This is a genomic window from Legionella sp. W10-070 (genome assembly GCF_900640175.1).
In the GTDB taxonomy this organism is placed as follows: domain Bacteria; phylum Pseudomonadota; class Gammaproteobacteria; order Legionellales; family Legionellaceae; genus Tatlockia.
In genome coordinates this window covers 20,486-47,264 of record NZ_CAAAJC010000023.1, presented here as the reverse complement: position 1 = coordinate 47,264, position 26,779 = coordinate 20,486, and the positions used below count along the sequence as shown (strand labels likewise).

Here is a 26,779-nt window from a genome sequence, read left to right as displayed (position 1 = left end):
ATCAAATCAATGTGGTTGGGATTTCAAGCTCTAGGAATTGCTGCAGAAATGTTCAAAAATGTTTTGTCAATAAAAACTTAGGGCCAATTGGAAGGTCAATACCGCGGGATTTCAAAAGAAACGTCCCTTATGAAATGTCATTCAACCAGTGTTGAGGCTTCGCCTGACTGGTTTAAAACGCACGGTCAGTGCCTTGAAATTTCTTCCAAAGTTTCCCCAGGCAGTTCATCCTCCCCACAATGCAATGCTATGTCCCCCAAAGAAACCACACCAGTTAACTTTTTATCTTGATTTAATACAATTAAACGACGGATCTGCTTATCCTTCATACTCTTGGAAGCTTCTTTTATATCATCTGTTTCATAACAATAGCATACACCCTCATGCATGACGCTTTTTACCGGAGTATCCAGGGTTTTGTTTTCAGCAATAGCTGTAATGACGATATCTCTGTCTGTTAACGTGCCAACTATTTTATCGCTTTCCTTATCACCAATTGGTAAAAAACCGGTATCGAGTTCTCGCATTTTTCGAGCCGCGTCTCTAATTGTAGATGTTGAAAGCAAATACTGAGGATTGGTGCTCATCACTTCTTTAACTTGCATGGTACTCTCCTTATCCATTTCCGATCATCCTGATCTTTCTTGCATGTATTTAACGAACTCCGTGTTCATCAAAACCTGCTATCCACTTTAATTATATCAACTACAGCGCGTTTTGGGTATTTTTTGCGCTTTTTGGCAATATAAAATGGAGCCATCTTAAAAGTTGTTTTCGGAAAATTGAGCGAATAGTACCAAGGCTAATCAGACTTATCTTCGTAATCTTCTAATTTTACTTTATCCCGTGATGCATCAACCCGCTCCCTAAGCTCCTTACCTGGCTTGAAGTGAGGGCTATATTTAGCCTTAGTGACCACTTTTTCACCCGTTTTTGGGTTGTGCGCGTTACGAGGCGGGCGATAATGAAGCGAGAAACTGCCAAATCCCCTGATTTCAATGCGCTTTCCATCAATAAGCGCCTGACTCATAAGTTCCAGAATTCGATTGATGCTATCGGTGACTTGCGTTTCAGGCAGCTGTGTCAATTTTGCAGCAAGGCTTGCAATGAGTTGCGATTTAATCATACCCACCTCGGTTAGCCGCGTTGTCGGGCATCATCACCAGGACACAGCAGGTGATGACCATTTATCATCTAATCTTAGTATAGACAGGAAAAGAAATTATTCAATGTTATCAAACAACTGTACCAATATTTTTATATCTAATGCAATACTATTTGTATAAATATATTACTGGTGTTATTCTCGTCGGCGCTGCTGGATAACTACTTTAACAATACCCCAACTCATTCTGGCCTGTGTCACCCTGAGAGTAGTAAATAATTCGGAACACAGTGCCTTGCTGGTACTAATCACTATCGCACCGGGATTGATTTGTTCTACATGCCGACTAATATCAAGCCAGGTTTCACCAAAAAATGCGGTTGCATTAATAAAAATGATCGAAGCATCATATAACGGCACTTCCAGCAAGTGAGCAAGCTTAAAATCAATATGAGCAGCCTTTTCCTGGTACCCTGGTATTTGCCGCAGGCACTTTTGCTGACGCTGGGCATGGTAATGAAGCGAAGGGAAAAGCTCGACACCACAACTTTTTTTAATATCGAACACCATCGCACAGGCGAGCACTGCTTTCCCGACACCACTGCCCAAATCATAAAATACCGTCAATGGATTCGGATTACACAGAGACAATAAGGCAATAAACGATTCAAACTCAATTTCTCCGTAGGTATATTCTATCGCATCCTGATTAATTCTTGCCGCTTGAGATAAGGCAAAGCCATCCACGCTGGCGTAGAGTTGCTGATAGACGTCCTGATGTTTATCCAACAACCAATGCTCCCGCCAACGTTGAACCACTGCCTTTTGTCTCAGGCGTGCCGGAATAAACTGCAATACAACCAGCAAGAGGTAGAAATAAACTGCCATCTTATCCCTTCTGCTGAGACTGAATACTTAATATTTTAGCCTTTTCTTCCTGAGTCAGCGTTGGCCAGGCTTTTATCAACACCTTCCCTGCTTCGCGCTCATTCATGGCATGCTTGTGAGTTTCCCAAGGCAATTCATTACTGACATAAAAGCCAATGGCAAACGCCGTAATGATCGTTGTTATTAAAGCCAGCGCCACTGACCGCCACTGAAAAGCATTGAGAAAACCCTGGCTTTTAACGACAGCATTCTTTGCCACACGCTCTATCTGTTCGCAACTTTGATTGGCAAGCCGATGAAAATGATGAATATCGTATTGAACGAAGTGGGCATCAAGTTGTTCTATTGCCTGGGCAGTATGCTGCTCGATTTGCAGTAAGCTTTTTTCCGTTGTTTTAATCAGTTCCAGATGCCTGCCCCTCAAATCATCCAGTAATTGCTCGCTTGCTTTTTGCAAAATAGTCAGGTGCTCTTCTCCCTGCTTCAATGCCTTTTCAGCTGACAGCCGAAACCGAGCCAGCCCGGCCTGAGTGAGTGTTTCACGCAACTGCTCCAACTCATGATGCAAAGTCTGTAATTGTTGTTGGGTTTTATTTTGTTGACTTTGAGCCTGATATTCAATTTCCTGACGCCACTCTATCATTTTCGCATCAGCCAGCTCAAAATAGGCAATAAATTCTCCAGTATGCCGCAGCAGCTCTTTTATTTTAGCCAAATCCTGATCCTGAATTTGCTCCATGGTGGCCTTACTCCTTGCTATACGATACTTAGCCTGAGTTATTGAGGTGCAATTAACTACCCCCTTTTCTTGGTCAACGTCCCCCGGTTAGCGAAAATAAAACCCTGAATTAATAAACTGCACTTTGGCTTCACCCAGGCAATTACGTCTATTGTTTATACTTACTATAAGCCAATTTACTTTTACCGATATGATTAGACAACTGTTTATTGTCAGTTTTTTTGTTATTACCGCTTCTTTGCTGTTCATTTACTTGCTGCAAAGAAATTTAATCTATTTCCCAGCAAAAGAAATGCCAAGTCGACAAATTTTTGCTGCAGAAGATATGGAGCAAATTATTATCCCCACATTGGATGGGTTAAAACTACACTCCTGGTATAAACCAGCTGCAGCCAATAAACCAACGATACTTTATTTACATGGTAATGCAGGCCATATTGGCTACCGGATGCCCTTGGCACGTGAATTTATTACAGCGGGTTTTGGCGTCCTGCTACTGGAATACAGAGGATATGGCGGTAACCAGGGCCAACCGAGTGAAAAGGGGTTGTACCTTGATGGCCGCGCTGCAATGCAATACTTACAACAACAAGGGATCGTCCCTTCCAGGACAGTACTTTATGGGGAATCCTTAGGCACAGGCGTTGCTATCTATTTAGCCAATCTGACACCTGTCTGCGCTGTAGTGTTGCAATCACCTTATACTTCCATGGCATCTGTCGCCCGTTACCATTATCCTTGGGTCTTTATCGCCCCCTGGGATAAATTCGACTCGCTGTCATTAATTGCCGACATCCACTCCCCACTGCTGCTTTTACATGGTATAAATGATAGAATAATCCCTTATAATCAATCAGTTACATTATTGGCTCGTGCCAATGAGCCTAAAGAGTTAATTGGCTTCCCTCACAGAGGCCACAATGATTTATGGAGTAAGGATTTCGCCGATAAAATTCTAGAATTTCTTAATACACACTGTCATTAAATGGGAATAACTAATTTAAATTTATGCATTATACTGTAAATTCGCAGTTAATATTTTCTTAATTTAATTTGATTAGAATGGAACTATGAATCAAACAGAAGGGGTAACTGCTATGGCAACTACTGCAGGTTTTTTTGGTACCAGGGCAACCTCTGGCCCTCAACTTACCCCCAAAACCAAACAAGATCTGAGGGCTATCTTCGTTGATGTCGGAGGACAGGGCGACTGTGGCTTTAGAGCCCTGGCAGCCGCAATCATCGACAAGGCATTAAGTGATAAATTGCGTAGCAGGGAGTTAACCAAAAGCCTGTTGCAGCAACATTTCAACTATTTTCCCGAGCAGCAGCCGCTGGGACACTTGCTAACCTCCACCGATCAGATTGAATTAATGAGCAAAACACCTTTCTCAATGGCAAAATTAATTCAGACTATGGCCTACACATTACGCCAGATTGCAGTCGATGAAATAGTGGCTCATCCGGAAATTTACCGAGGGGCATTTTTTGATAAAAACGAAACCATGCCTACCACCCCTTCTGCCATGCGCCTTGAAACAACCTGGATTGATGAAACAGCAATCGCGGCCATCGCAAATGCCTTGAACCTGCCTGTTCAAGTGAAAGTTGTTAATAAAGGAAAGGAATTACCGCTGCAGCTCCAATATGGAAAGACTGATACGGCAGGAAGTCTCAGAGGAAAACCGGTGATCATTCAACTGCAGGACAACCATTATATTCCCCAGGTAAGTCAACCGGAGCGCTTTGAAAAAGTAAGAACAATTTCTGTAGACCCGCTTCAGCCGGCAAGTATTGGCAATAATGATCCGGAAATGGAACAAATTCTGGCTACAATCAAAGCCGAAGATCAACGTTTACTGGATGAATTTGAAGATACCAGAACTCGTCTGCTAGCAGCTGTCACGGCAGGAGAAATAACCCAAAACGGCCTTCTGGACATCTATGTTCACGGGATGCAAAAAAGTGACTATTTACAAGGCCGGGTAAAATATGTCGGGATCGAACATGGTAATCAACATTTCTTTGATGCCATTGAAGGTAAGCAGCACGGCAGGACAATAGTAACCATGCCAAATGAGCATCATGAGGAACAAATGACCAGGGAGCTGATTCACGCTATTGCCCGTGCTGTCAGCATAGGCCAACTTCCTTCTGAAAAAGTTTTTGCGCAGCTTGAGACAAAACAGCAAAGAGGGTTCTCTCCAGCAGCCTAACCTTCACTCCGAGAGCACTAGTACCGTTTCGATTTAGTTTTGACAGGTTGTTTGTCATTCCCGCAAAGGCGGGAATCCATTTTTAAGGCGCTCCGTGCTATATCCTTCATGGAGCCCCGCCTTCGCGGGGATGACAAAAAACAGAACAATTTGCACAAGACAACCTGTCAGGGCTAAATGGAAACAGTACTAGCCCTTTGAGGAAGGTCATTTACACTCATCGATTTCCCTATAACTGCTGGTTAACCAGCAAACCAGGCTGGTATTTTATGGTGCTGATACTCAGGGTATAAGTAAAACGATAGTGATAAAAATTAATATGCTTAATCACTGCCTCACCGCGGAAGAATTTTGCAGTAAAAACAACCGGACTATCCTTATCAAGATAATCGGTACTCGTCAACTGCATCTCATTATCTGTCAATTCTACCAACGAACAGGAGGCACAAAGACGGCCGCACTTTAAGTTGACGGCCACAGGTTGTACGGGTTGAATTTGCATGGCACTTCCCTCCCGCTGCTATATATCCATTATATCGTCAAAACTTGCATCAACTTGAGCAATAAAGTCTCAATTTATCCGCTTCCTTGCAATGGACTACCGCTATAAATTTTCAACCCGCTTTTTGCTGGCAAATTTGGAAAGCACAACTAACAGTGACACCAGAGCCATTCCGGTCGCTTACCTGCCTCTGGTCAACTGCTGAATAACGGCTTGTAAACCTTGATCTGTCTCATAGTGGATAACCAATCTCCCCTTCCCCGCTTTTCCTGGTCTGATATTGACTTTAGCATTGAGTTGTTCGGCAAGGGTCTGCAACTGCTGATGAATCCGTGGATTAATCTCAGGCTTATGAGCGATTAATGCTGGCCTGCCTTCTTTCACCCGTGCAACCAGTTTTTCTGTCTCCCGCACCGATAAATTTTTAGCAACAACCAACTGAGCAACTTGATTTTGTTGGGTTTCATTAAGCATCAATAAGGCACGTGCATGCCCCATATCCAGGTCACCATGCTCCAATAAACGCCGGACTTCAGCAGTTAAACTTAACAAACGCAAATAATTACTGACGGCGGCACGTGATTTGGAAAGCAGCTCGGCAACCTGTTGATGGGTCAGGGCAAACTCACTGGTAAGACGATGCATGGCACGAGCCTGATCCATGGCATTTAAATCTTCTCGTTGCAAATTTTCAACCAAAGCCATGGCCATAGCTGTTTCATCATCAACCTGACGCAGAATGACAGGAACCTCCGTCAATCCCGCCAGCTGACAAGCCCGCCATCGGCGCTCGCCAGCGATAATCTCATAACAGCCACCGGAAATTTCACGAACCACCAGAGGCTGCAGTAACCCCTGCTGCTTAATTGATGAAACCAGTTCGGCAAGTGATGCTTCTTCAATTTCGGAACGGGGTTGGTATTTGCCTGGTTGCAAACTATGAATTGACAACCTCAAGCTGTCAGTCACTGGCTTTTCATTAAAAAGGGCGGTGGGTGCATTACCTAATAAAACGGATAAATTACGTCCTAAACCACTGCGTTTACCTGTCATAAAATTACCTCAAATTAAGCCGTCACTGGTTGCTTACTGATGACCTCGGCCGCTAAAACCATATAAGCCGCAGCACCAGGCGACGTTTTATCATAGTAGAGAGCTGGCATGCCATGACTGGGCGCTTCGGCCAAGCGTATATTTCGTGGTATTACCGTACGGTAAACCTTACGGCTAAAATGCTCAAGCAGTTGCTTGGAGACTTCAGAGCATAAACGATTACGTGCATCGTACATGGTTCGCAGAACACCTTCAATATGCAGGCGCGGGTTAACGCTGGCCTTCACCTGCTCAATAGTTGAAATCAGGGCAGCCAAACCTTCAAGGGCATAGTATTCACACTGCATGGGGATCAAAACAGAATCGGCAGCGACCAATCCGTTGATAGTTAAGGTATTTAAGGCAGGAGGACAGTCAATTAAAATGAAATCATAGGTGCTTTGTACAGGCTGTAACGCCTTGAAAAGAAAGGTTTCACGATGATTTCTTTCCATGAGGCTTACTTCGGCAACGGTCAAGTCCCCATTCGCAGGAATCAGATCATAGCCACAGCTTGTGGTTAAAGAGGCCTGTGTAGCCAGGCAATCCCGTAATAAGACATCATTAGCTGTATGGACCAGGTTGCTTTTATCAATACCAGATCCCATGGTTGCATTACCCTGGGGATCCAAATCAATCAGTAATACCTGACGGCGATTAGCAGCAATCGATGCCGCCAGATTGATTGCTGTTGTAGTTTTACCCACGCCTCCTTTTTGGTTGGCAATGGCGATGACTTTTGCCATGGTTATTCCTTGGTTGCATTGTTGATAATCACGCAGCAACGCTCACCATCCAAACCGGGTACGGTATAAGGCTTGACCTGATAAGGTAGGTTGATGCTTGCCAGCTCTGCTTCAGGATGGCGTCCCTTCATAGCAAGCCAGATACCGCTGGTGCCGATAAGGTGAGAAGTCCATTTTAACAGCTGCGCCAAATCACTGAAGGCTCGACTTGTTACTGTATCAAAACCTTGAGGAGGGTGGTAGTTTTCAACACGCGATTGAACAATTTCAATATTATTAATTGCCAAAACACGCTTTACCTCTTGTAAGAAGCGAATCTTCTTGCCATTGCTATCCAACAAAACCACCTGTAAATCAGGCTTATAAAGAGCCAGCGGAATACCCGGCAATCCAGCCCCAGTTCCAACATCAAGCAAGCGCTTACCCTTCACCCAGGGCGCAATAGCCAGGCTGTCCAGTAAATGACGGTACACCATCGCTTCCATCGTCCTGATGGCTGTCAGGTTATAACTGTGGTTCCACTTATTAAGTAAGTTTAAATAGGTCAGCAAGGGCGCTGTATCGATCGCTATTCCAAGCCGCCTCAGCCCCTCTTTGAGGAGTTGCTCGATTACTGACATCGTCATACCGCTTCCCGGTGTTTTTTCAGATGGACCAGCAATAAAGACAAGGCAGCAGGCGTAACACCGGAAATCCGTCCAGCCTGAGCCAATGTGGCCGGTCTGATTCTGGTTAATTTCTGCATCACTTCTGTTGATAACCCTTTAACCTGGGTATAATCCAATGCCGCAGGAAGTCTGGTATTTTCATGTTTTTTTAAACGCTCAATATCCAGCAGCTGACGTTCAATATATCCGGCATACTTGCTTTGAATTTCCACCTGCTCTGCCACTTCTGCAGTCAGTTCAGGAAGGTTTAACCCTTCAACCTCTTGTAAATCCTGATAACTGACTTCCGGTCGCTTGAGTAACTCAGCCGCTTTACAATCCTGTTGCAGGGGAGTTTCAAGCACCTGATTCAAGGTCTCATTATGAACAACACGTACAACAGCTGACTTCAGCGATGACTGGGCTCGCTCGATAGCTTCCCGTTTCTCGCAAAAGGCGCTCCAGCGCCCCTCTCCCACCAGCCCTAATTCACGGCCTTTTTCAGTCAAGCGTAAATCGGCATTATCTTCGCGCAATAGCAAACGGTATTCCGCCCTGGAGGTAAACATCCGGTAAGGTTCCTGCGTACCACAGGTAATCAAATCATCAATCAATACGCCCATGTAAGCCTCATCCCGGCGCGGACTCCACAGCGCTTTGTCCTGTGTCTGCAATGCCGCATTCATCCCGGCAATTAACCCCTGCGCCGCGGCTTCCTCATAACCGGTGGTTCCGTTAATTTGCCCTGCAAAAAAAAGATTAGCCAACGGTTTGGTTTGCAGGAAAGACGTCAGGCCGCGCGGATCAAAATAATCATACTCAATGGCATAGCCTGGGCGAGTGATATGGGCGTTTTCAAAACCCTTAATGGTTCGCACAAATTCAACCTGAACATCAAAAGGCAAACTGGTAGAAATCCCGTTGGGGTATATTTCATCGGTAGTCAGCCCCTCAGGCTCGACGAAAATTTGATGGGATAATTTATCAGCAAAACGAACGACCTTGTCTTCGATTGAAGGACAGTAGCGCGGCCCGACTCCCTCAATCACCCCGGCATACATTGGTGACTGGTGTAAATTAGCCTGAATAATTTCATGAGTGGCACTGGTGGTGTGAGTAATATAGCAGGGCACCTGAACAGGATGTAAAGCGGTGGTTGCCAAATATGAAAAAACAGGCACCGGCTCATCGCCAGGCTGCACCGTCATCTGCTGATAATCAAGGGAGCGGCCATCAATCCGCGGCGGCGTGCCTGTTTTTAAGCGGCCGACAGGCAGTTCAAGCTCTCTTAAGCGATTCGCCAGGGCAATGGCAGGCGGGTCACCTGCCCGCCCACCTGCATATTGGCTCATACCAATATGGATCTTGCCGCCTAAAAAGGTACCGACGGTAAGAACCACTGCCCGCGCACGCAGCCTAAGCCCCATCTGGGTAACAACGCCAGTGACCCGTTCCCCTTCAACCAGCAGGTCATCCACCGCCTGCTGGAATAAAGTCAGGTTAGCCTGTGCCTGCAATTGCTGGCGAATCACCTGGCGATAAAGCACCCGATCCGCCTGAGCCCGTGTTGCTCTGACTGCCGGTCCCTTGGAAGCGTTCAGGATACGGAACTGAATCCCCGCTTTATCAGCAGCGAGTGCCATCGCTCCGTCCAGGGCATCGATTTCTTTCACCAGATGGCCTTTGCCGATGCCGCCAATCGCCGGATTACAAGACATTTGTCCCAACATGTCCATGTTATGGGTCAGCAGCAGGGTTTGCGCCCCTAAACGCGCCGCAGCCAGTGCTGCTTCAGTACCTGCATGGCCGCCACCGACGACAATCACATCATAATGCTTTTCAAGATTCATGAGAGAAAATAAATTGCGCAACAAATCCTGCAATTATACACTTTTTTTGCAATATACCCAAGGTAATCAAAATGCAGTGGCGCATGCTCCCTCCCTTGTCACAGCATGGGGAAGGAGATTTCTTGTGATTTGCAAATATGAACGTAACCACCAACCAAATCAGTTGGGCCTAGTTAGTTTTCTTGGAGTCCCCAGCCAGGCATAGAGTAGACGGTTCAGATCGAGGTTTTTCATTATTGGAAGCAAACAAGCCAAAACAACCGGGCTTGCTTTGCTTTTGCGGTTTTGGCGCTGCAAAAAGTGCCACTAACTCCTTGTCTTTGATTTTCTCAATATTTTTATCACTTTCTGCAGATTTCGATTCCAAATTATTTGCAAAAGTGCTGAATTCGCTGTCAAACTTTTCCTCTTCAAATTTCGCCAAATCGCCCATATCCTCCCGCTGCGGCGCAAATCGGCTTAAGATCAGATGGGAGATTAAAGCAACTGCCAATCCCGCCGCCATCACGGCAAGCCCTATTCCCATAGGCATGAAAACCACTGAGGCAAAGACTAGAGCAGGAATCAAGGCATCAACAAATACGGAGCGTACCAGTTTGACCATCTGAAACCTGGCCACCGCCTGCTGATAATTGCTTTCCGCCATCAATCCTTTCATTTCCAGATACAGCAATTTTTTCGTATTCTCATCGTCCGCTTTGATAAACTGGCCAAGGAGGACCCTGCACTGAGCCTTGACATCTGCTGCAGACTCTTTAGCACGGGCTATTTCTATGCCGCCGCTCACGGCCGCAGTCAGCAGAGTCAGGGTAAAGCACAGGGCAGCCCCTGCCACCCCTAAAATCATCACCACAGCAGGTGCAATCGCTGCCGGGGGGAAGAAAAAGCAGCAAAGGAGGCTGAAAGCAAACAATAAGCCGGCCGCATAAGCTGTGTCGTTGATCAGGCTATATTTTTTGTATTTCCAGGCCGTTTCATTTTGCACAATGGTTTTTTTAAGTTGTCTCAACTGAGCCTGCAATTCCTCTTGTTTAGCCTCTGATTTCTTAATTTCTGCAGCATTTTTTCCTTTATCTTTGTTCAAAACATCTAACCTTCCTTTTTCCATATTTAGCGCTTTGGTCAGCTCTTTTTTTCGTTTGTTTAAAGCCAGTACTTCCGCATTATGCCGGGTACTTTCTTCCATAAACCGCCAGATATTCAAGCTCAAATCCATCAACAACAGCACTGCGGTCAAAAGATTACCGCCATAACCCATCATCCCAGGCCCCCTGAGCCAGAAAAAGCAAACCAGATTGGCCGTTGCCCAGATGGAATCATTGAGCAAGGCAAACTTTCGTTGCTGCCACTGGGTTTTAAAACGTTCCCAGGCAGGAACTTTTGCCTCTTCGTCACTAATTCCCCAGCCGAAAGTATGTTTAAGGAGCAAAAGCAGGTTGATACCAAAACGGGTATAGTAAAGAATCCAGCTCATATAACCCATAACCGGCGAAGGAGAGGCCAATTCTGCCTGAGCCTGTGCCTTATGGTCGAAGTCATCCGGCAGGAGATCAACGATACTGGCATCCAATGCGCCGGCCCAAACCCAGAAAAGACGCCACATATTAAGCTCAGACATTTTGTCAATCAAAAACTTGTTTTTGCCGCCTTCGGCAATGCCGCTGGTTTTGGTGTCTTTAACCGCAAAAACCTGGATATTTTCAGAACCAGTATTGATGAGTACTTCTTCCTTTGTCTCACCATCAACAACCGCCATCATTTTGTTAACAATCCAGGGGGCGATGAGGGTTAATCCCAAGTACTTCAGGTATTTTTCTGAGTCATTAAGTGCAGCTTGCAACTGGTTATCGTCATCTGCTTTTACCGCAGAGAGCTTTAAATCCTGCAAGCGTTTCAGGCATTTATTGATACCGTCTACTGATTCTTGCAGGGCACGTTTCCTGCCTTCAGCTTCATCAATTTGGTGTTGGGCGTAGAACAAATAGAGGGTAAATAGCAACTGTTTTCTGTATTGTTCCCGTTGGATTTCTGAAGAAAATTTAAACATAACCGGGTTGAGCGTCTTCAATTGTTCACTATAGAGGCTCAATAGGCTGGCTATCTCCTTTCTTTGCGGCGCAAGCGCATCAAAACTGGTTGCAAATGGTTTTTCAGGAGGGGTGGTTAAGCGGGCAGCTTTATAAAGGCTATCTTCGAGTTGCAGTAGTTGGTAAAATTTATTATTGCCGCCAGCCATGATATCACCTCATTATATAGTCTTGGTGACCAAAAAATGTTTTAACATTCTAAAATGCTCAATATGTTCTTTTTTATAACATATCATCTGTTGGCGGAACAAGCAAAAATTGACTAAATTTACACTATTGATACTTTATTTATTGAAAACAAACATTCCTATGGAAAATAATCCTTTATGGCTCGGGTGGAATTAAAACTGGAGTTGCTGGTAATTATTGTTTAAAAATCGGTTGTTTTCAACTATTATCCCGTCATTTAAAGGAGCGGTTTTCGTCGCTTTTTATGAGATAAGATTATGAAAAAAGCCGTGGTCTTACTATCAGGCGGATTAGATTCCACCACCTGCCTGGCTATCGCCAAGGCAGAAGGATTTGATTGCCATGCGCTTAGTTTTGCCTATGGCCAACGGCATACTGCAGAATTAGCGGCAGCAGAACGCATCGCTCATTATTTTCAGGTAACTGCTCACCGGATTGTCAACCTGGATATTGGCCAGTTTGGCAGCTCAGCATTAACTGACAATTCCATTGCCGTGCCTGACTATAGCGGTTCCAAAGCGATACCTGTTACCTATGTTCCAGCCCGTAACACGATTTTTCTGGCTATCGCACTGGGATTGGCAGAAGCAATCGCTGCCAACGATATTTTTATCGGCATCAGCGCAGTTGATTATTCAGGTTACCCGGATTGCCGCCCTGAATTTATCAGCGCCTTTCAAACCCTGGCCAATCTGGCAACCAAAGCAGGTGTTGAAGGGCATCCCTTCAGGCTGCATGCGCCATTGCAATACTTGACCAAGGCAGAGACCATTCTCAAAGGAGTCGGGTTGGGGGTAGATTATGCGCTGACTGTTTCCTGCTATCAGGCCAAAGAATCAGGGGAAGCCTGCGGACGTTGCGACAGTTGCGCTTTACGCAAACAAGGCTTTAAGGCAGCAGGGGTAGCTGATCCCACCCTTTATACCACTTCTGCTTAAAGCACTTGCAGCAATGGCAGGCAAAATTTCCCCACTCCAGGCTTGTTCAATCCAGCCTCCCTTAATAACCTGTCTTATTTTTTACCTTTAAAAATCAACCTTCTATTTTTTAGAAAAACCGTGAAACAAGCGAAACTTTACAGTTACGTAACAACATATTGCGCATTTATGCTTCACTTTTATAGAATGCCTGTTATGATTTGCCCTGATTCTTAAACTAGGAGTAAATCAACATGTGGGAATTTATTCGTAATCATTGGAAAGCTTTTCTGGCAATTACCCTGGCTTTACTTTTGGCCACCGCTGCTGTCGTTGCAGCTGTCTTTTTCCCCCCGCTCATTCTTGCTATCGCCGGTGTAACTATCTTGGGGGCAACACCATTGGCATTCCTGGGTACCCTGTCTCTGCCTGCCGCTACTGCAGTCATTGGTGCTGCCACCTTTGCCGCCGCCACAGGCTTAACTACGGCGGTAATCTCTGTCGCTGAAGCCTCTGTCAGTGTATTCAACTGGCTAAAACGGCGGTTTTTCTCATCTAGTCCCGAAGGAAGCTATAATCCGTTAGCAGGGGAAACCCCTCCAGAGATAGCAGATAGTAAAGATAAATTTAAAGACGACGACCAACTTCCCCCTCCTTATATTAATCCGAATTCTATTAATCCGAAAAAATACGAGTCATCTTCTGAATCGTCTGAAGATGAAATCGATTTCAGCCCCAAGAATGACAAGCAGCCTGACTCTAAAAAGTTATCTTCTGAATCTAAGGATGAAATACAGTCTGAAGATGAAATCGGTCCTAGCACCGGGAATGACAAGCAAGCTAGCTCTATTACTACCACTCCTGTTCTGCAAGACTTTGAACCAGAAAAACCTGAGGATAAGTTACCAGGATCGAAAAAGGAACAACAAACTCCAGTTGAGGAGTCTAAGGATGACAGCCATAAAAGTATGATCGAGGCTTTCAGTAATTCTACTACTCGCAGCAGAAGAAATAGTCTACCAGAAAAACCTGCGCATTTTGACTCTCCCCTTATTCGCTCCAGAACAAATAGCCTGACAGAAGAAAGTAAAAACAAGGAAATTTTGGCCAAATTGTTAGATGAATCTACTACTCCGTCAGCTTCACCTACAAACAACTGATATTCCAGCTCCCGCGGCCTTTCTGGCCGCGGTTTAATCCCCACCCCAGCGTTTCACCAGACCACTGTCAATATCAAACAAATCCAAGACCCGTCCTACATTATCGTTAATTAAATCGTCAATGGTTTGCGGTTGGTTGTAGAAAGCAGGGACTGGCGGGAAAATAATCCCCCCCATTTGGGTAACGGCGGTCATGTTTTGCAAATGACCCAAATGCAATGGTGCTTCTCTTGGCATTAAAACAAGCCGCCGCCGTTCTTTAAGCACCACGTCTGCAGCCCTTGTCAGCAGGTTTCCTGTAATGCCATGGGCGATTTCGCCCAAGGTTTTCATCGAGCAAGGGGCGATAATCATCCCCATCGTCTTATAAGAACCGCTGGCAATAGAAGCGCCGATATCATGGCAAGGATGGTAATTGTCTGCCAGGGCCTTTAACTCATCCAGGCCAAGGCCGGTTTCATAAGCCCTTGTCAGCTGGGCTGCCTTGCTGACCACCAGATGGGTCTCAACGGCTAAATTTTTTAGCACTTGCAGCAAGCGGATCCCGTAGATAATGCCGGAGGCCCCGCTGATACCTACAATAAGGCGCCGGGTGTTCATAAAAATAAGTCCTGTGAATTAAGCTCTGGCTATTGTAACGGAAAATACAGCATTAGGAGCATTTATGCGTTATAATTCGCCATTTTACTGTCACAGGCAATCTCCTTATGACAACCATTCGTAAAATGCTGGTCACCAGCGCACTGCCTTATGCTAATGGACATCTGCACCTTGGCCATCTGGTAGAACACATTCAAACCGACATCTGGGTGCGTACCCATAAAATGCTCGGGCATCAATGCATCAGCGTCTGCGGCGATGATGCGCATGGCACGCCCATTATGTTAAAGGCTGAGCAGCTGGGCATCACCCCGGAAAAACTGACAGCGGAGATACAGCAAAGCCATGAACAGGACTTTAAAGCCTTTGCCATCCACTATGACTGCTACCATAGCACCCATTCTAAAGAAAACCAGTTGTTGGCAACGCAAATCTATCAGCGGCTGCAAGCATCCGGCGATATTGTCAAAAAAACCATTCGCCAGGCTTATGATCCAGTGAAGGAAATGTTTTTACCGGACCGTTATGTTAAGGGAACTTGTCCCAAATGCGGTGCTCCCGATCAATACGGTGATAATTGTGAAGCTTGTGGTGCGACCTATGCACCGACTGACTTGATTGATCCGGTATCGGCGATTTCCGGCGCCAAACCAATTGAAAAAGATTCCGAACATTATTTTTTTGATTTACCAAAGTATGAGCAATTGTTGAAAGAATGGACGCGTCAGGGCCACCTGCAGGAAGAGGTGGCAAACAAACTCGATGAATGGTTTGCTTCAGGGCTCAAGCAATGGGACATTTCCCGTGACGCCCCTTATTTTGGATTTGAAATTCCCGATACCCGCGATAAATTCTTTTATGTCTGGCTGGACGCGCCTATTGGCTATATGGCCAGCTTCAAAAAATACGCTGATGAGCAAGGGTTGTCCTTTGACGAATTCTGGGATAAGCATTCTACCACCGAACTCTATCATTTTGTCGGCAAGGATATCGTTTATTTTCATGCCTTGTTTTGGCCGGCAATCTTGGCAGGCAGTGGCCACCGCCTCCCCTCAGCGGTGTTCACGCATGGCTTTTTGACCGTCGATGGGCAGAAAATGTCAAAATCCCGAGGCACCTTTATTGAGGCACGCAGCTACCTTGAATACCTGCATCCTGAGTATTTACGTTATTATTTTGCTGCCAAATTAAATGGCCGCGTCGATGATCTGGACTTAAATTTTGATGATTTTATCAACCGGGTGAATGCCGATTTGGTAGGCAAGGTAGTCAACATTGCCAGCCGCTGCGCCGGATTTATCAACAAGCGTTTTAATAACCAGTTAAGTGAGAAACTTACTGAACCAATGCTATATCAGGCTTTATTTGCTGCCCATAAAGACATCATCGAAGCCTTTATTCAGCGGGATTATGCCCGTGCTATCCGCCAGATTATGGAGTGTGCCGATCGGGTCAACCAGTATATCGATGCCAACAAACCCTGGGTGCTGGCTAAAGATCCTGCACGTCTGCCGGAGGTGCAAGCCATCTGCACTATGGGCTTAAACCTGTTCCGTCTCCTGATGGGCTATCTAAAGCCTGTACTGCCGATGATGGCAGAGGCGGCTGAACAATTCTTAAATTGCGAACCGCTAACCTGGGAAAATATAGAAAAGCCGTTGTTAAATCATACGATTAATCCTTTTACGCCGCTTATGACCCGCGTCGAACGGGATAAAATCGATGCCATGCTCTTAAAAACCAGGGAATCTCTGACGATGACAGAAGTAAAAAAAGAACAAGCGACGCCTGCTGAAAATAAAATCAGCATTGACGATTTCAGCAAAATTGACTTAAGGATAGCAAAAATTGTTGCTGCTGAAGCGGTCGAAGGAGCAGACAAATTATTACGGCTGCAACTTGATTTGGGTGATGGGCAAAAACAGGTGTTTGCCGGTATCAAATCAGCCTATGCCCCGGAGGACTTAGTAGGCAGGTTAACGATAATGGTCGCCAACCTTGAACCACGTACCATGCGTTTTGGTGTTTCTGAGGGCATGGTGTTGGCTGCTGGCGATGGCAGGGGAATTTACCTGCTGCAACCAGACCCGGGAGCTAAACCGGGAATGAAGGTGAAGTAATGGTTTCGGTTAAAGCCATTGACGATCTCCTGCCACAAACCCAGTGCGGCGAATGTGGCTATGCAGGCTGTTTGCCTTATGCAGAAGCGTTAGCCCAGGGGACAGCAGCGATTAATCTCTGCCCGCCTGGTGGTGCACCAACAGTCAGGGCATTAGGCGAACTGTTGGCAATAAACCCAGCCCCCTTCCTGGCAAGTGCCGAGGTCAATAAACGCCCTCCTGCAACAGCGAAAATTCGCGAAGCGGAATGCATTGGCTGCACCAAGTGCATCCAGGCTTGCCCGGTAGATGCCATTATTGGCAGCGGCAAGTTAATGCATGCGGTCATTCAGCACGAGTGTACCGGTTGCGGCCTTTGTATCGAACCTTGCCCTGTTGACTGCATTGAGTTAACTCCCGTTCCCGCAGCAAGCTACGATAAGGCACTTGCCCGCCAGCGTTTTAACGCCAGACAAAGCCGGCTGTTGCGCCAGGAGCAGGAAAAACAGCAAGCCTATAAAGAAAAACGTCAATTGGCTGCCAAAACCAACGATGCCTTGCAAGACATCAAAGCCAAGCAGGATTATATTTTACAGGCGCTTGCAAGGGTTCAGGCGAAAAAAAACCCATGAACAAAGAAAAGCGAGGGATGATTTTTGAGCGTTTTCGCGCCCAAAATCCCCATCCAACCACCGAACTATGCTATAGCTCGACATTCGAGCTGTTGATTGCCGTTATACTGTCTGCCCACACTACCGATGTCAGTGTCAACAAGGCAACCGCCCGATTATTTCCCAAGGCCAATACCCCGCAGGCGATACTTGATTTAGGTGAGGAAACACTCAAAGAACAGATTAAATCCATCGGCCTCTACAACAGCAAAGCAAAAAACGTCATTAACACATGCAGGATTTTAGTTGAGCAGCACAAGGGAGAAGTTCCTGATAACCGCCAAGCCCTGGAGAGCTTGCCTGGCGTTGGCCGTAAAACGGCGAATGTGGTTCTGAATACGGCTTTCGGCCATCCCACCATCGCTGTCGATACCCATATTTTCCGTGTCGCCAATCGTATCGGCCTTGCAAAAGGCAAAACGCCTTTGGCCGTCGAATCGGCATTGCTTAAAAATGTCGATAAAGAATTTATTCATGACGCACATCACTGGCTTGTCCTGCATGGACGTTATATCTGCATCGCCAGAAAACCACGTTGCTATCAGTGCCTTATCGCTGATCTCTGTGAATTTAAGGAAAAAAATTTAGCCCCTCCTTCTAAACAATAAAACGACAACCAGCACTCTGGTAATTTTTTAGCATTCCCCTTAGAATAAAACTTCTGGGACGGTTAAAGGCACGGCTTTCTAACCAAGCCGTGGGACACCGCGATTCGTGAGTAGAACTCCCTGTCTTTTATCGCAACCCAAATTTCTAAACCATTTGCAGGGAGCAACGATGGGCTGGTGGGATGCGTGGAATAAAGCCAAAGAAACAACTAAAGGATGGGGAGAGTTCCTCTGGAACAGCACCTCTGCTGCCAAGGCGGTAAAAGGCACAGCCAACTTCACCTATAATACTGTAGTTGCTTTATTTAGCCTGGTAAGCGTCATCCCTAAGGTCGCTTATTCAGCTGTTTTTCACTCCAGGACACGGGGAATTGCGACTAATTTATTACGTATCGGCATTGAGGATTTGCTGCCCCTGGTTCTTGTAACCCATACCAACGAACTGATTCAAAAGCATGGCAGGGACTATCTGGAAGACGAGCCTGATGAAGCCTGGTTAAGTGTAGATACCGCAGTACAGGCTGGTTTATTACTGCTGAATACCGCCACCTGGGTTTATTCCGTACGTAAAAAAACCCAAATGACGGTGCGCGCGGCCGTGCTGGCTATTACCTCACAAAAAAGCTCAGAAACAGAGGTAGGCGTTGGCCAGGAAGTCTCCCATCCTCGGTGGGGGCAAGGAAAAATCCTGAAGATAGAAAGCAGCGGTGAAGAAACCCGCCTCCAGATAGAATTCACAACACCAGAACCCGGCACAAAATCCCTGCTATTGGCCAGAGAAGAGTTGACTGAGTCAAGAACAGGTAATCCTCTGACCAGCGTCAAGGGAAATCCATTCAAAAAATTGTGCGAAGAAGAGAGGTGCAGCCAACTTCGCTTTTTAAAAGGTTCTTTTCGCGATTCCATTGCCTACTGGGCGACTGAAGCCGCAATTTATTTTGTCGAATATGTGCCGCTAGTCGGAAGAATCATCGCGGCAATGCTGACCGTTCCCCACCGCGGACGTTATGTCATGACCCTGGTATTACCCGATCTATGCAGCCGGCACCAGGAACAATATTTAACTGAATATAGTGAACATGCATTGGCACACGGCATTGCTCACACCGCCATGGCAGCAGCCAGTACCCATTTTATTGAGGCTTATACAGGGATTCCCAAGGCATTGTATAAGACTGCAATGGAGCAACTCCTTTTAATCGTCCAAACTCAGATAGCATCCCACATGCGATTACCGCCTCCGGTGAAAACTTCTGTGCGCAACATCCCGGATCCTGTCGCCTGCTATCAGAGCTTTATCGGATTTAGTATTGATACCCTCATTTTAGGGCTAAAAAAACAAATACCACGTTTACTCAAAGAGCGCCAGGTATCCATTATTCCCTGGGAAGATATTCCAGCCTACATGAAAAAAATATGGTTTAACCCGGCAGCAGAAGCGGTAAAGCCCTTGCTGATACCCAGAATGCTGCAAAGCAGGAAGGCTTTTATCAATGATCCGGTTATTCCCTGGGTCACCCTGCGCAGTAAAACCATTGATGCAATTGAGAACATTGAAGCCATTCGGGGAATGCTCATTGTGAAATTTGCCAGCCGTGCCCCCGGCCCCACCTCAAAAGCACTATGGCTCATTTTTGGTACACCAAAATCAGTTATTAAATTACTATTAAAATTGATGGGGAATAAACAATTTATGGAGCAACTGGGGGATCTTCGCCGCAGCCTGGGTGGTATGCATAGTGGAGTGAAGCCTCCAGTCCCTGTTGATAAAAAAGCCCTTGCACTGTTACAGGCATCAATAACAGAAACAGAAAGCAGTTCATTGAATCTGTTGCCCCACAGCCCAACCCTGTTTAAGCCGAAAACTGACGGGGTAATAAAAAGAAGGCTGATCCCTGCTCACACTCAGCAAACCGGACTTCCAGACAGTGGAGCCAGCAGCGAGCCCAATCGCTTGAGCATCAAGCCAAGAACCCAAATCTCAACAGGACTTTTTCCTCAAATAGACAGCGGAACTGCCAAGCTTAATCACTCAAGTATCAAACCGAGACCTACGAATTCAATTGCCCCTGCTAATGTGTTTCTTTAAGCCGTTGATGGCTATTCTCATACGATTTAAGCGGATTTTTTCAACATTGTACATTACCAAGAAAATCGGCCATATTCAGCATGTTTCCAATATAAAATATTGCAAGCGAGTAAAAAGTTAATTAACATCCATGAGCGATTTTTAACCAATTTGTAGTTAGGAGTGGATTCGGATACATGAGCGGCGGTTCTCAAGAAACTGATGTCACCAACTTGGGTAATGCTTATCGCTGTCCACCTAAGTCCATTGGTTTGGAGTAAGAGCAGCACAGTCATAGCCTGGATAGAGCGCCAGCAAAATCCGGGGGCTACTACTATTAATTACCACCAACCGCCGTTTTAATCGCCCCCAGGGCAAGATCATAATTTGCCAAAATAAAGCTAACAATGGTATATTGGTGCCCAATTATAAGGCAAAACCCTGTCATGGGCTGTAATGTGAGGGGCCTGCTATGACTAATCTTTCCACGGCATCACAAACACGAGGAACGCTACTCCTTGCTGTGGGTATGATGACTTGCCTCATTTTACTCATCAATATTTCCTTTAAAATTATTATGATTCAGGGAATGCTGTTTACTGCCAGCAGTATTCTTTGCCCATTAGTTGCCATTATTTATTTGCTGGTGTTAAAAGAATGCACCATTTTGCAGCAGCGGCATGTACTTAACCAGTCGCTGCTTGCCTTATACCTCTTTTCCATCGGCATTTACCTGCTGGTAAACTTGCCGGCTGCAGAATATATGCACGACAATCTGGCTTATCAGATTGTTTTTGAGGACATCCCCAAGAAATTTTTTGCGTCCACCCTTGCTTTCGGGTTAAGTTTTTATTTGCCTCATCTATTATGTTGCCTTAAACAAAAAGAGATCCTTCTTACTCCCAAAAAACGCCTGCTATTGGCGACCTTTGGCGGCTTTCTGTTCTTTACTCTCGATTTCTTTTTGCTTTTTTCAGATCCTTATGTATATAACTTCAAGCGGATCTACTTTGATTCATTAATGATCGCTGCGGGGATTTTATTATCGGTAGGTATTATCTATCTGACTTGCCTGTTATTCTTAAAGCGCCCCTTGTTGCCGACGAATAAACCCTTGCCAAGCTACCTGGAATCTCCTCTTTATCATTATCTTGTCGGCTTTGCCGTCACTATTATTCTAATTTGCCTCGCCTGCGAATACCGCCTGATTTCCTTTCCGAATGGTTGGACCCTGACCGCCAGCGGCCTGTTATTTCCTTTAGCCCTGATAGCCAGTAATCTTGTAGGCGAACTCTATGGCTATAAAGCCAATCTCCGTTTGGCCGTACTCTTAATAGTGGCCGAGTTAACCTTTGATTTGTTATTAATCAACCTGGTGGCACTCCCCTCTCCTGAATTTTTTAACTTAAATCCGTTCTATTTATTTATCATGCCACGGCGTATTCCGGCGGAAGCCCTGGCAGTGATGGTGGCTTTTATTGACAATGCGATGTTGCTTGAATATTTAAAAAAGACAACGATCGGCAGCAGCCGCTTTTGGCGCATCTTAATCGCCAATACCATCGTTAATTCCCTGCTTTGCCTTGTAAATTACAGTCTGCTGTTCGGCGGGATTTATGAACCAATTTTCAACCTGGCAATCAGCGCCTGGAGCTATAAAATAGCCTCGATGCTCCTGTCTTTGCCTCTGGTGCTGTGGCTATATAACCTGCTGTCTAAAAAAACCTATTCGCAAACGCTGTCCCAACAAGGATAACAGGCATTTGGCAGTAATTAACTACTCTTTTTTAACGGGTCTTTTCCAGCCAAACACCGTTTTCTGCCTGTTCTCAGACAGTGTCAATTCACCCGGAGGAACGTTTTTGCGAATCGTGCTGCCGGCACCCACAGTCGCATGAGCACCAATAGTCACTGGCGCCACCAGCTGGGTATCCGAACCAATAAAAGCCCCCTCTTCGATGATCGTTTGATGCTTGTTGGCGCCATCATAATTACAGGTAATGGTTCCTGCGCCAATATTCACCGCTTTACCAATCATCGCATCGCCCAGATAACTTAAGTGATTCGCTTTACTCCCTTCAGAAAAAACAGCATTCTTGGTTTCAACAAAATTACCGATCTTGCAACCATTGGCCAATTTTGTTCCCGGCCTTAGGCGGGCGAATGGACCAATCTGGCAGTTATCAGCAATTTCACAATGCTCAAGAACTGAATTAGCCATCACTTCACAATTTTCACCAAGACTAACATTATTCAGTACACAATTTGGCCCTATTCGGCTACCGCTGCCCAATACCACCTTGCCGCTAAAGACGGCATTGACATCAACGAAGACATCCTGCCCACATTCAAGTTCACCGCGGATGTCCAGGCGATTGGCATCAGCGATTGACACCCCTGCCAGCAGTAACCGCTGAGCATAGCGTTGCTGCCAGGCACGCTCCAACTGATGAAGCTGCAAGCGGTCATTAACGCCCTGGATTTCAAGAGTATTTTCTGCCTGTATCGAAGCAATGGGTAAATTTTCCGCCACTGCGAAAGAAATGATTTCGGTCAGGTAGTACTCACCCTGGGCATTATCGTTGCTTAAGGCCGGCAGCCAGCGAGCAAGCGCAGCAGCGTTTACACAACAGATCCCTGAATAGATTTCCCTGATTTTCTTTTGCTCCTCACTGGCATCCTTTTCCTCAACAATCGCTTCAATCCAACCTTGCCCATCGCGAATGATACGGCCAAGGCCTGATGGATTATCAAGCCTTGCCAACAGCAATTTCAAGGCAGCCTGCTGCTCACTTCCCTTATTGATTAATGCCCTTAGGGTGTCAGCCTCAATCAAGGGAACATCCGCTGAAAGAACAAGCACCTCGGATTCAGGCGGGATATGAGGCAAAGCCTGCATGACAGCATGGCCTGTTCCTAATCGCTTTTCCTGCAATACCCAATTTACCGCCAGCCCCGGCAATGCCTGTCTTATCGCCTCACCGCCATTGCCATAAATGACATGGATGGCTTGCGGATTTAATCGTTGCGCTGTTTCCACCACCCGGGCAAGCATCGACTTACCGGCCAGTTTATGTAAAACTTTAGGCGTATTGGAAAGCATCCGCTTGCCCTGACCGGCGGCCAAAATCACGATATGTAACGACATAATTCTTTTATTTCCTTTATTTTCAGCAAGTTGCAGAAAGTAGGTGGCTAATTAAACAGTCTGCGTTTATGTTGCGAATTTTAAAATTAATGGATATGATAAAAAAATTGTGAGCAAAGGAGTAGTGCCATGACCATTTTTCTTGATATTGCCAAACATTTTTTAAACCTGGAACTCAACAAGGAATATATACGCCTTTACAGTTCAACGACTAGCAACATTCCTGACATTAAAAAAAAGTACCTCGATATCTTAATAAAATCTGTTGCTCAATTAAAAGATAAGGATAGCGATGAAGGAACAAAAAGAGCCATAGACTCTCTCATCCATGACTGTCAAAATGCTGTAGAGGATGAATGCAGAACGCATAATCTTGATGATGCAGGAACCTTTGGCAAGTCAATGGAACATACACATATTTTATTGGATACCCTGTTCAGACACTTTAAAAATAGAAAATTCCTTGACATCAAACCAAATCCCGAGCCGGTCGTTAACTCCAAGCTTCATTACTCTGACCCTTTGGATATATTTAACTATTATGCAGCTTTTTATATAGCCGAAAAGGAACTCAAGCCAGAATCCAATTTCCTCATCGCATTTGCAAAATCTTGCTTTTACTCTACTGCAAAAGTTTCTGCTGAAAAGGAAAAACATCTTTTTGACTCGCTTCATAACTGTAAAACAGCATTAAATTACATCGATGATAGAAAGCCTGATTATCCTATCGCAAAAGCAGAGCATGTTTTGCAATCTATCCAAATTGTACTGTATGGCAATCAAGCGACCTGTTCAAGCCATACGACATCAAAAAATATTCCTATTAACCTTGCTGTCAAAGTACCACTAACATTCGGACCAGCAGAAGGAAAACTTAAGGATCGTATGGAGGAAGCTCAAGAAGAAATTGAAATCTTGATAGTAACGCTTAAAGAGCAGTTAAAGACAACGCAAGTAGTTTCACAGGAAGAAGAAAGAACGCTTAACCTCAGCCAATAATAGCAGCTTCAAAGATCAGTTATCAGAAGCATGAAGCTCACCACAGAGATTGGTTTGCATCAACGCCTTTATTTCCTCGCCAGAAAGATTTTTGCTGAGCAGATACAATAACTTGCAATGAGCCGCTTCCGGGGTCATGTCATAGCCACTGATTAACCCTGCCTGCTTTAAGGTGTAACCTGTGGCATACTGGCTCATTTCCACCCGTCCCTGCTGGCACTGGGTGCAATTAATAATGACCACCCCACGGCGGCAGGCATCTTCCAGAAGCTTGAGAAAATAAGGATCATTATTTTGGGCATTACCAGCACCATAGGTTTCTAACACCAAGCCCTTCAAGGGTTGTTGTAAAATATACTCCAATACCTTGGTGGCAAACCCTGGAAACAGACGAAAGTTGGCAATAAACTGCGGGCTTAGGGTTTGCAGCTGAAAATCGCTTTCCGGTGCTGGCAACAGCAATTCCTGCCGCAACTCAATTGCGATGCCAATAGCCGCCAGATGCGGATAATTCGGCGAGTCAAAAGCATCAAAGCGCTGGGCGCTGACCTTTTGCGCCCGGTTACCACGCAACAGCTTTTGATTAAAATAAATGCAGACCTCATTGAGCGGTTGATGCGCACAGAGCCAAAGTGAGGTAATAATGTTGTCTACGGCGTCATTACGTAGCTCTGAAAGTGGAATTTGCGAACCGGTGACAATCACAGGCTTTGCCAGATTCTCCAGCATAAAGGAAAGTACGGAAGCGGTATAAGCCATGGTATCTGTGCCATGAAAAATCACAAAACCATCAAAATGCCGATATTCATTGGCAATATCAGTGGCAATACGATTCCAGTCGGCCAGGGTCATATTGGAAGAATCAAGCAGCGGGTTATATTCCTTGACAAGAAAATCCGGCATTTGCGGATGGCTTAAGGCTGGGATTTCTGCCAGCGCTGCTTGCACGTAGCCCAAAGCCGGCGCATAACCATTTTTTGTTCTTATGCTGGAAATCGTACCACCGGTATTGAGAATCAAAATCTTCTTTTTCATAGTCCCATCCGCTATGTTTCAATACGCCCATTTTATCCCTCAGACCATAAAATTGAACCACTTTTTCACAAAATAATAGCCTCCTTGACAATCCCCATACCTCACTGTAGAAATTAAGCTCAGGATGGAAGTTAAAAGGAGAGAACAAATGGGTGGAAACAAAATACAAACCCTGGAAGGGCAAATCAAGAAGACCTGCGAACCGATAATGAAGCGACGGGAGCATTATGCGACTATCGCCCTTGAGGTCAGGACACCCTTGTTAAGCTATTTTCTCGATGCAGGCCAAGGAGACGCGCTCATAGAGCGCCCGCAACAAAACCAGTGTGTCTTTCTCTTTAAAGATATAAAAGATTCACTGGAAGCCTGCCTGGTTGATGAGGTGCTTCTGGTAGAAACGGCCCAAAACATAAACCCGGAAACACCCAGTCTTGTGGCCGCATCAGACCATTGTATCAAACAAGCCAAATTGCCATTAGTATTGGAAAAAAATGGTTATTGCTTTAAACCAGCCACCCCTTACACCCCCAAAGCTCAACGATTTATGGAACAATTTGCCTCTGCATTGAGCGTTTACCGGGTTTATTTAGGAATTTGTGATGTCTATTGCTTTATTAACAGACATCACTGCTTAAATTTAGACGAATACAATGAAATTTTAGAACAAGCCCAGCAATTTAAATCCGAGTTAGAACCAAAACTAAATGATTCTGGCGAGCAATTTTTGAATAAATGCTGGCAAGATGCAAAGAAACTAAAGGGTGAACTCAATGAATTAAGCAAAAAAATACAAAGATTTTCCCCTGAATTTGAGAATAAAATACAGTTTGAAACCGCTAAAATTTCACAATTATTTGAACAAGGCGCTTACCTGCTAAATGAAAGCTATAAAAAATTTCCCAATGAGTCCATACTCTGGCTACTTGTTGATGAAAAATGGCAAACCCTACTTAAAACACTTGCCGCTAAGCTATACTTTAATCAGTATAGTGCCTCAGCCTATTCTGGTGCATTGACAATCAATACGGAATTTACCAAATTGGTTAATCAGGAAATAACTGATTATTATACAGCAATTATGGAAACTCTTCCTTTGCTTAAAGGTGAAATCCTGAGGGAAGCTTTTGCTGTTGTGAATCAATCTATCACTGATTTGAAGCTTGAAGCAGCCCATAAAGGGATTCAATTACTTAAGGCACCGGAAAACGGTTTTTTTAGCCCTGGCATTTACTCTGGTATGCTCTCTATCCTGCGCCAGGAGTTTCAGCCTCCTTCCGTCAACGGTCAAAATGAGCCCGTTAGTGAATACCACGTATAAATTAAATAACGAATCTTTGAGAATAATGCCAGATTTATTTGCCAAGCTCTTGCACTTTATGGAAAAATCAGATTATTAAAACGTTTTTTAAAAGC

24 protein-coding genes are annotated in these 26,779 nt (G+C 45.2%); 11 read left to right on the top strand and 13 right to left on the bottom strand.

The window, feature by feature from the left end; all coding sequences use genetic code 11:
- Nucleotides 1–185: 185 nt before the first annotated feature.
- The 4 genes from E1O65_RS10230 to E1O65_RS10215 all read right to left on the bottom strand — a co-directional run bounded on the left by E1O65_RS10230 (nt 186) and on the right by E1O65_RS10215 (nt 2,732).
- Complete coding sequence (locus tag E1O65_RS10230; RefSeq protein ID WP_133133511.1) at nt 186–605, bottom strand: CBS domain-containing protein; 420 nt, start codon at nt 603–605, stop codon at nt 186–188.
- A 197-nt stretch (nt 606–802) separates the two neighbouring features.
- A complete protein-coding gene (locus tag E1O65_RS10225) occupies nt 803–1,126 on the bottom strand; it encodes an integration host factor subunit beta (RefSeq protein ID WP_133133510.1) in 324 nt (107 codons plus the stop codon).
- Nucleotides 1,127–1,300: 174 nt separating this feature from the next.
- Complete coding sequence (locus E1O65_RS10220; RefSeq protein WP_133133509.1) at nt 1,301–1,993, bottom strand: hypothetical protein; 693 nt, start codon at nt 1,991–1,993, stop codon at nt 1,301–1,303.
- Between the two features lies 1 nt (nt 1,994).
- On the bottom strand, nt 1,995–2,732 hold the full coding sequence (locus E1O65_RS10215) for a hypothetical protein (RefSeq protein ID WP_133133508.1): 738 nt from the start codon (nt 2,730–2,732) through the stop codon (nt 1,995–1,997).
- A 292-nt stretch (nt 2,733–3,024) separates the two neighbouring features.
- Between E1O65_RS10215 and E1O65_RS10210 the strand changes: the two genes are divergently transcribed.
- Both E1O65_RS10210 and E1O65_RS10205 read left to right on the top strand, forming a co-directional pair.
- Complete coding sequence (locus E1O65_RS10210) at nt 3,025–3,717, top strand: alpha/beta hydrolase (protein ID WP_242601585.1); 693 nt, start codon at nt 3,025–3,027, stop codon at nt 3,715–3,717.
- An 85-nt stretch (nt 3,718–3,802) separates the two neighbouring features.
- A complete protein-coding gene (locus E1O65_RS10205) occupies nt 3,803–4,948 on the top strand; it encodes a hypothetical protein (protein WP_133133506.1) in 1,146 nt (381 codons plus the stop codon).
- Between the two features lie 229 nt (nt 4,949–5,177).
- Here the strand turns inward: E1O65_RS10205 and E1O65_RS10200 are convergent, their stop codons facing one another.
- From E1O65_RS10200 to E1O65_RS10175, 6 genes are all read right to left on the bottom strand, one after another.
- Entirely contained in the window at nt 5,178–5,450 is a 273-nt protein-coding gene (locus E1O65_RS10200) for a hypothetical protein (protein ID WP_133133505.1), read from the bottom strand.
- A 180-nt stretch (nt 5,451–5,630) separates the two neighbouring features.
- Nucleotides 5,631–6,503: a ParB/RepB/Spo0J family partition protein gene (locus E1O65_RS10195; RefSeq protein WP_133133504.1), complete on the bottom strand. Its 873-nt coding sequence runs from the start codon at nt 6,501–6,503 to the stop codon at nt 5,631–5,633.
- Nucleotides 6,504–6,517: 14 nt separating this feature from the next.
- On the bottom strand, nt 6,518–7,288 hold the full coding sequence (locus E1O65_RS10190; RefSeq protein WP_133133503.1) for a ParA family protein: 771 nt from the start codon (nt 7,286–7,288) through the stop codon (nt 6,518–6,520).
- Between the two features lie 2 nt (nt 7,289–7,290).
- A complete protein-coding gene (gene rsmG, locus E1O65_RS10185) occupies nt 7,291–7,914 on the bottom strand; it encodes a 16S rRNA (guanine(527)-N(7))-methyltransferase RsmG (protein WP_133133502.1) in 624 nt (207 codons plus the stop codon).
- Nucleotides 7,911–9,785 (bottom strand): tRNA uridine-5-carboxymethylaminomethyl(34) synthesis enzyme MnmG, encoded by a 1,875-nt coding sequence (gene mnmG, locus E1O65_RS10180; RefSeq protein WP_133133513.1) that lies wholly within the window; start codon nt 9,783–9,785, stop codon nt 7,911–7,913. The genes rsmG and mnmG overlap by 4 nt, the downstream gene beginning before the upstream one ends.
- A gap of 169 nt (nt 9,786–9,954) precedes the next feature.
- Nucleotides 9,955–12,021, bottom strand: coding sequence for a hypothetical protein (locus E1O65_RS10175; RefSeq protein ID WP_133133501.1), 2,067 nt, complete (start codon nt 12,019–12,021; stop codon nt 9,955–9,957).
- A gap of 297 nt (nt 12,022–12,318) precedes the next feature.
- Here E1O65_RS10175 and queC point away from each other — a divergent pair, with 297 nt between their 5' ends.
- Complete coding sequence (gene queC, locus E1O65_RS10170) at nt 12,319–12,999, top strand: 7-cyano-7-deazaguanine synthase QueC (protein WP_133133500.1); 681 nt, start codon at nt 12,319–12,321, stop codon at nt 12,997–12,999.
- A 233-nt stretch (nt 13,000–13,232) separates the two neighbouring features.
- Nucleotides 13,233–14,138, top strand: coding sequence for a hypothetical protein (locus E1O65_RS10165; RefSeq protein WP_133133499.1), 906 nt, complete (start codon nt 13,233–13,235; stop codon nt 14,136–14,138).
- Between the two features lie 33 nt (nt 14,139–14,171).
- Here E1O65_RS10165 and E1O65_RS10160 read toward each other — a convergent pair whose 3' ends face one another.
- Nucleotides 14,172–14,738, bottom strand: a complete 567-nt coding sequence (locus tag E1O65_RS10160) for a UbiX family flavin prenyltransferase (protein ID WP_133133498.1) — start codon at nt 14,736–14,738, stop codon at nt 14,172–14,174.
- Between the two features lie 107 nt (nt 14,739–14,845).
- On the opposite strand from E1O65_RS10160, the gene metG reads away from it, so the two are divergent.
- The 5 genes from metG to E1O65_RS10130 all read left to right on the top strand — a co-directional run bounded on the left by metG (nt 14,846) and on the right by E1O65_RS10130 (nt 21,940).
- On the top strand, nt 14,846–16,858 hold the full coding sequence (metG, locus tag E1O65_RS10155; protein ID WP_133133497.1) for a methionine--tRNA ligase: 2,013 nt from the start codon (nt 14,846–14,848) through the stop codon (nt 16,856–16,858).
- Nucleotides 16,858–17,469: an RnfABCDGE type electron transport complex subunit B gene (locus E1O65_RS10150; protein WP_133133496.1), complete on the top strand. Its 612-nt coding sequence runs from the start codon at nt 16,858–16,860 to the stop codon at nt 17,467–17,469. Before metG ends, E1O65_RS10150 begins: the two co-directional genes overlap by 1 nt.
- Nucleotides 17,466–18,116, top strand: a complete 651-nt coding sequence (gene nth, locus E1O65_RS10145; protein ID WP_133133495.1) for an endonuclease III — start codon at nt 17,466–17,468, stop codon at nt 18,114–18,116. Before E1O65_RS10150 ends, nth begins: the two co-directional genes overlap by 4 nt.
- Before the next feature lie 106 nt (nt 18,117–18,222).
- A complete protein-coding gene (locus E1O65_RS10140) occupies nt 18,223–20,205 on the top strand; it encodes a hypothetical protein (protein WP_133133494.1) in 1,983 nt (660 codons plus the stop codon).
- Between the two features lie 451 nt (nt 20,206–20,656).
- Entirely contained in the window at nt 20,657–21,940 is a 1,284-nt protein-coding gene (locus E1O65_RS10130; RefSeq protein ID WP_133133493.1) for a VUT family protein, read from the top strand.
- A gap of 21 nt (nt 21,941–21,961) precedes the next feature.
- Here E1O65_RS10130 and glmU read toward each other — a convergent pair whose 3' ends face one another.
- Complete coding sequence (gene glmU, locus E1O65_RS10125; RefSeq protein WP_133133492.1) at nt 21,962–23,332, bottom strand: bifunctional UDP-N-acetylglucosamine diphosphorylase/glucosamine-1-phosphate N-acetyltransferase GlmU; 1,371 nt, start codon at nt 23,330–23,332, stop codon at nt 21,962–21,964.
- A gap of 129 nt (nt 23,333–23,461) precedes the next feature.
- Here glmU and E1O65_RS10120 point away from each other — a divergent pair, with 129 nt between their 5' ends.
- Nucleotides 23,462–24,331 carry a hypothetical protein gene (locus tag E1O65_RS10120; RefSeq protein WP_133133491.1) on the top strand — a complete coding sequence of 290 codons (870 nt, stop codon included), beginning with the start codon at nt 23,462–23,464 and terminating at the stop codon, nt 24,329–24,331.
- Nucleotides 24,332–24,346: 15 nt separating this feature from the next.
- On the opposite strand, the gene ansA is transcribed toward E1O65_RS10120, so the two are convergent.
- Nucleotides 24,347–25,366 carry an asparaginase gene (gene ansA / locus E1O65_RS10115; RefSeq protein WP_133133490.1) on the bottom strand — a complete coding sequence of 340 codons (1,020 nt, stop codon included), beginning with the start codon at nt 25,364–25,366 and terminating at the stop codon, nt 24,347–24,349.
- A gap of 148 nt (nt 25,367–25,514) precedes the next feature.
- Between ansA and E1O65_RS10110 the strand changes: the two genes are divergently transcribed.
- Nucleotides 25,515–26,684 (top strand): hypothetical protein, encoded by a 1,170-nt coding sequence (locus E1O65_RS10110; RefSeq protein ID WP_133133489.1) that lies wholly within the window; start codon nt 25,515–25,517, stop codon nt 26,682–26,684.
- Nucleotides 26,685–26,779 lie beyond the last annotated feature (95 nt).

What these genes read in the sequence shown, in the direction of transcription:
- E1O65_RS10230 (WP_133133511.1), bottom strand. Translation starts at nt 605, where the DNA reads ATGCAAGTTAAAGAAGTGATGAGCACCAATCCTCAGTATTTGCTTTCA.
- E1O65_RS10225 (WP_133133510.1), bottom strand. Translation starts at nt 1,126, where the DNA reads ATGATTAAATCGCAACTCATTGCAAGCCTTGCTGCAAAATTGACACAG.
- E1O65_RS10220 (WP_133133509.1), bottom strand. Translation starts at nt 1,993, where the DNA reads ATGGCAGTTTATTTCTACCTCTTGCTGGTTGTATTGCAGTTTATTCCG.
- E1O65_RS10215 (WP_133133508.1), bottom strand. Translation starts at nt 2,732, where the DNA reads ATGGAGCAAATTCAGGATCAGGATTTGGCTAAAATAAAAGAGCTGCTG.
- E1O65_RS10210 (WP_242601585.1), top strand. Translation starts at nt 3,025, where the DNA reads ATGCCAAGTCGACAAATTTTTGCTGCAGAAGATATGGAGCAAATTATT.
- E1O65_RS10205 (WP_133133506.1), top strand. Translation starts at nt 3,803, where the DNA reads ATGAATCAAACAGAAGGGGTAACTGCTATGGCAACTACTGCAGGTTTT.
- E1O65_RS10200 (WP_133133505.1), bottom strand. Translation starts at nt 5,450, where the DNA reads ATGCAAATTCAACCCGTACAACCTGTGGCCGTCAACTTAAAGTGCGGC.
- E1O65_RS10195 (WP_133133504.1), bottom strand. Translation starts at nt 6,503, where the DNA reads ATGACAGGTAAACGCAGTGGTTTAGGACGTAATTTATCCGTTTTATTA.
- E1O65_RS10190 (WP_133133503.1), bottom strand. Translation starts at nt 7,288, where the DNA reads ATGGCAAAAGTCATCGCCATTGCCAACCAAAAAGGAGGCGTGGGTAAA.
- rsmG (WP_133133502.1), bottom strand. Translation starts at nt 7,914, where the DNA reads ATGACGATGTCAGTAATCGAGCAACTCCTCAAAGAGGGGCTGAGGCGG.
- mnmG (WP_133133513.1), bottom strand. Translation starts at nt 9,785, where the DNA reads ATGAATCTTGAAAAGCATTATGATGTGATTGTCGTCGGTGGCGGCCAT.
- E1O65_RS10175 (WP_133133501.1), bottom strand. Translation starts at nt 12,021, where the DNA reads ATGGCTGGCGGCAATAATAAATTTTACCAACTACTGCAACTCGAAGAT.
- queC (WP_133133500.1), top strand. Translation starts at nt 12,319, where the DNA reads ATGAAAAAAGCCGTGGTCTTACTATCAGGCGGATTAGATTCCACCACC.
- E1O65_RS10165 (WP_133133499.1), top strand. Translation starts at nt 13,233, where the DNA reads ATGTGGGAATTTATTCGTAATCATTGGAAAGCTTTTCTGGCAATTACC.
- E1O65_RS10160 (WP_133133498.1), bottom strand. Translation starts at nt 14,738, where the DNA reads ATGAACACCCGGCGCCTTATTGTAGGTATCAGCGGGGCCTCCGGCATT.
- metG (WP_133133497.1), top strand. Translation starts at nt 14,846, where the DNA reads ATGACAACCATTCGTAAAATGCTGGTCACCAGCGCACTGCCTTATGCT.
- E1O65_RS10150 (WP_133133496.1), top strand. Translation starts at nt 16,858, where the DNA reads ATGGTTTCGGTTAAAGCCATTGACGATCTCCTGCCACAAACCCAGTGC.
- nth (WP_133133495.1), top strand. Translation starts at nt 17,466, where the DNA reads ATGAACAAAGAAAAGCGAGGGATGATTTTTGAGCGTTTTCGCGCCCAA.
- E1O65_RS10130 (WP_133133493.1), top strand. Translation starts at nt 20,657, where the DNA reads ATGACTAATCTTTCCACGGCATCACAAACACGAGGAACGCTACTCCTT.
- glmU (WP_133133492.1), bottom strand. Translation starts at nt 23,332, where the DNA reads ATGTCGTTACATATCGTGATTTTGGCCGCCGGTCAGGGCAAGCGGATG.
- E1O65_RS10120 (WP_133133491.1), top strand. Translation starts at nt 23,462, where the DNA reads ATGACCATTTTTCTTGATATTGCCAAACATTTTTTAAACCTGGAACTC.
- ansA (WP_133133490.1), bottom strand. Translation starts at nt 25,366, where the DNA reads ATGAAAAAGAAGATTTTGATTCTCAATACCGGTGGTACGATTTCCAGC.
- E1O65_RS10110 (WP_133133489.1), top strand. Translation starts at nt 25,515, where the DNA reads ATGGGTGGAAACAAAATACAAACCCTGGAAGGGCAAATCAAGAAGACC.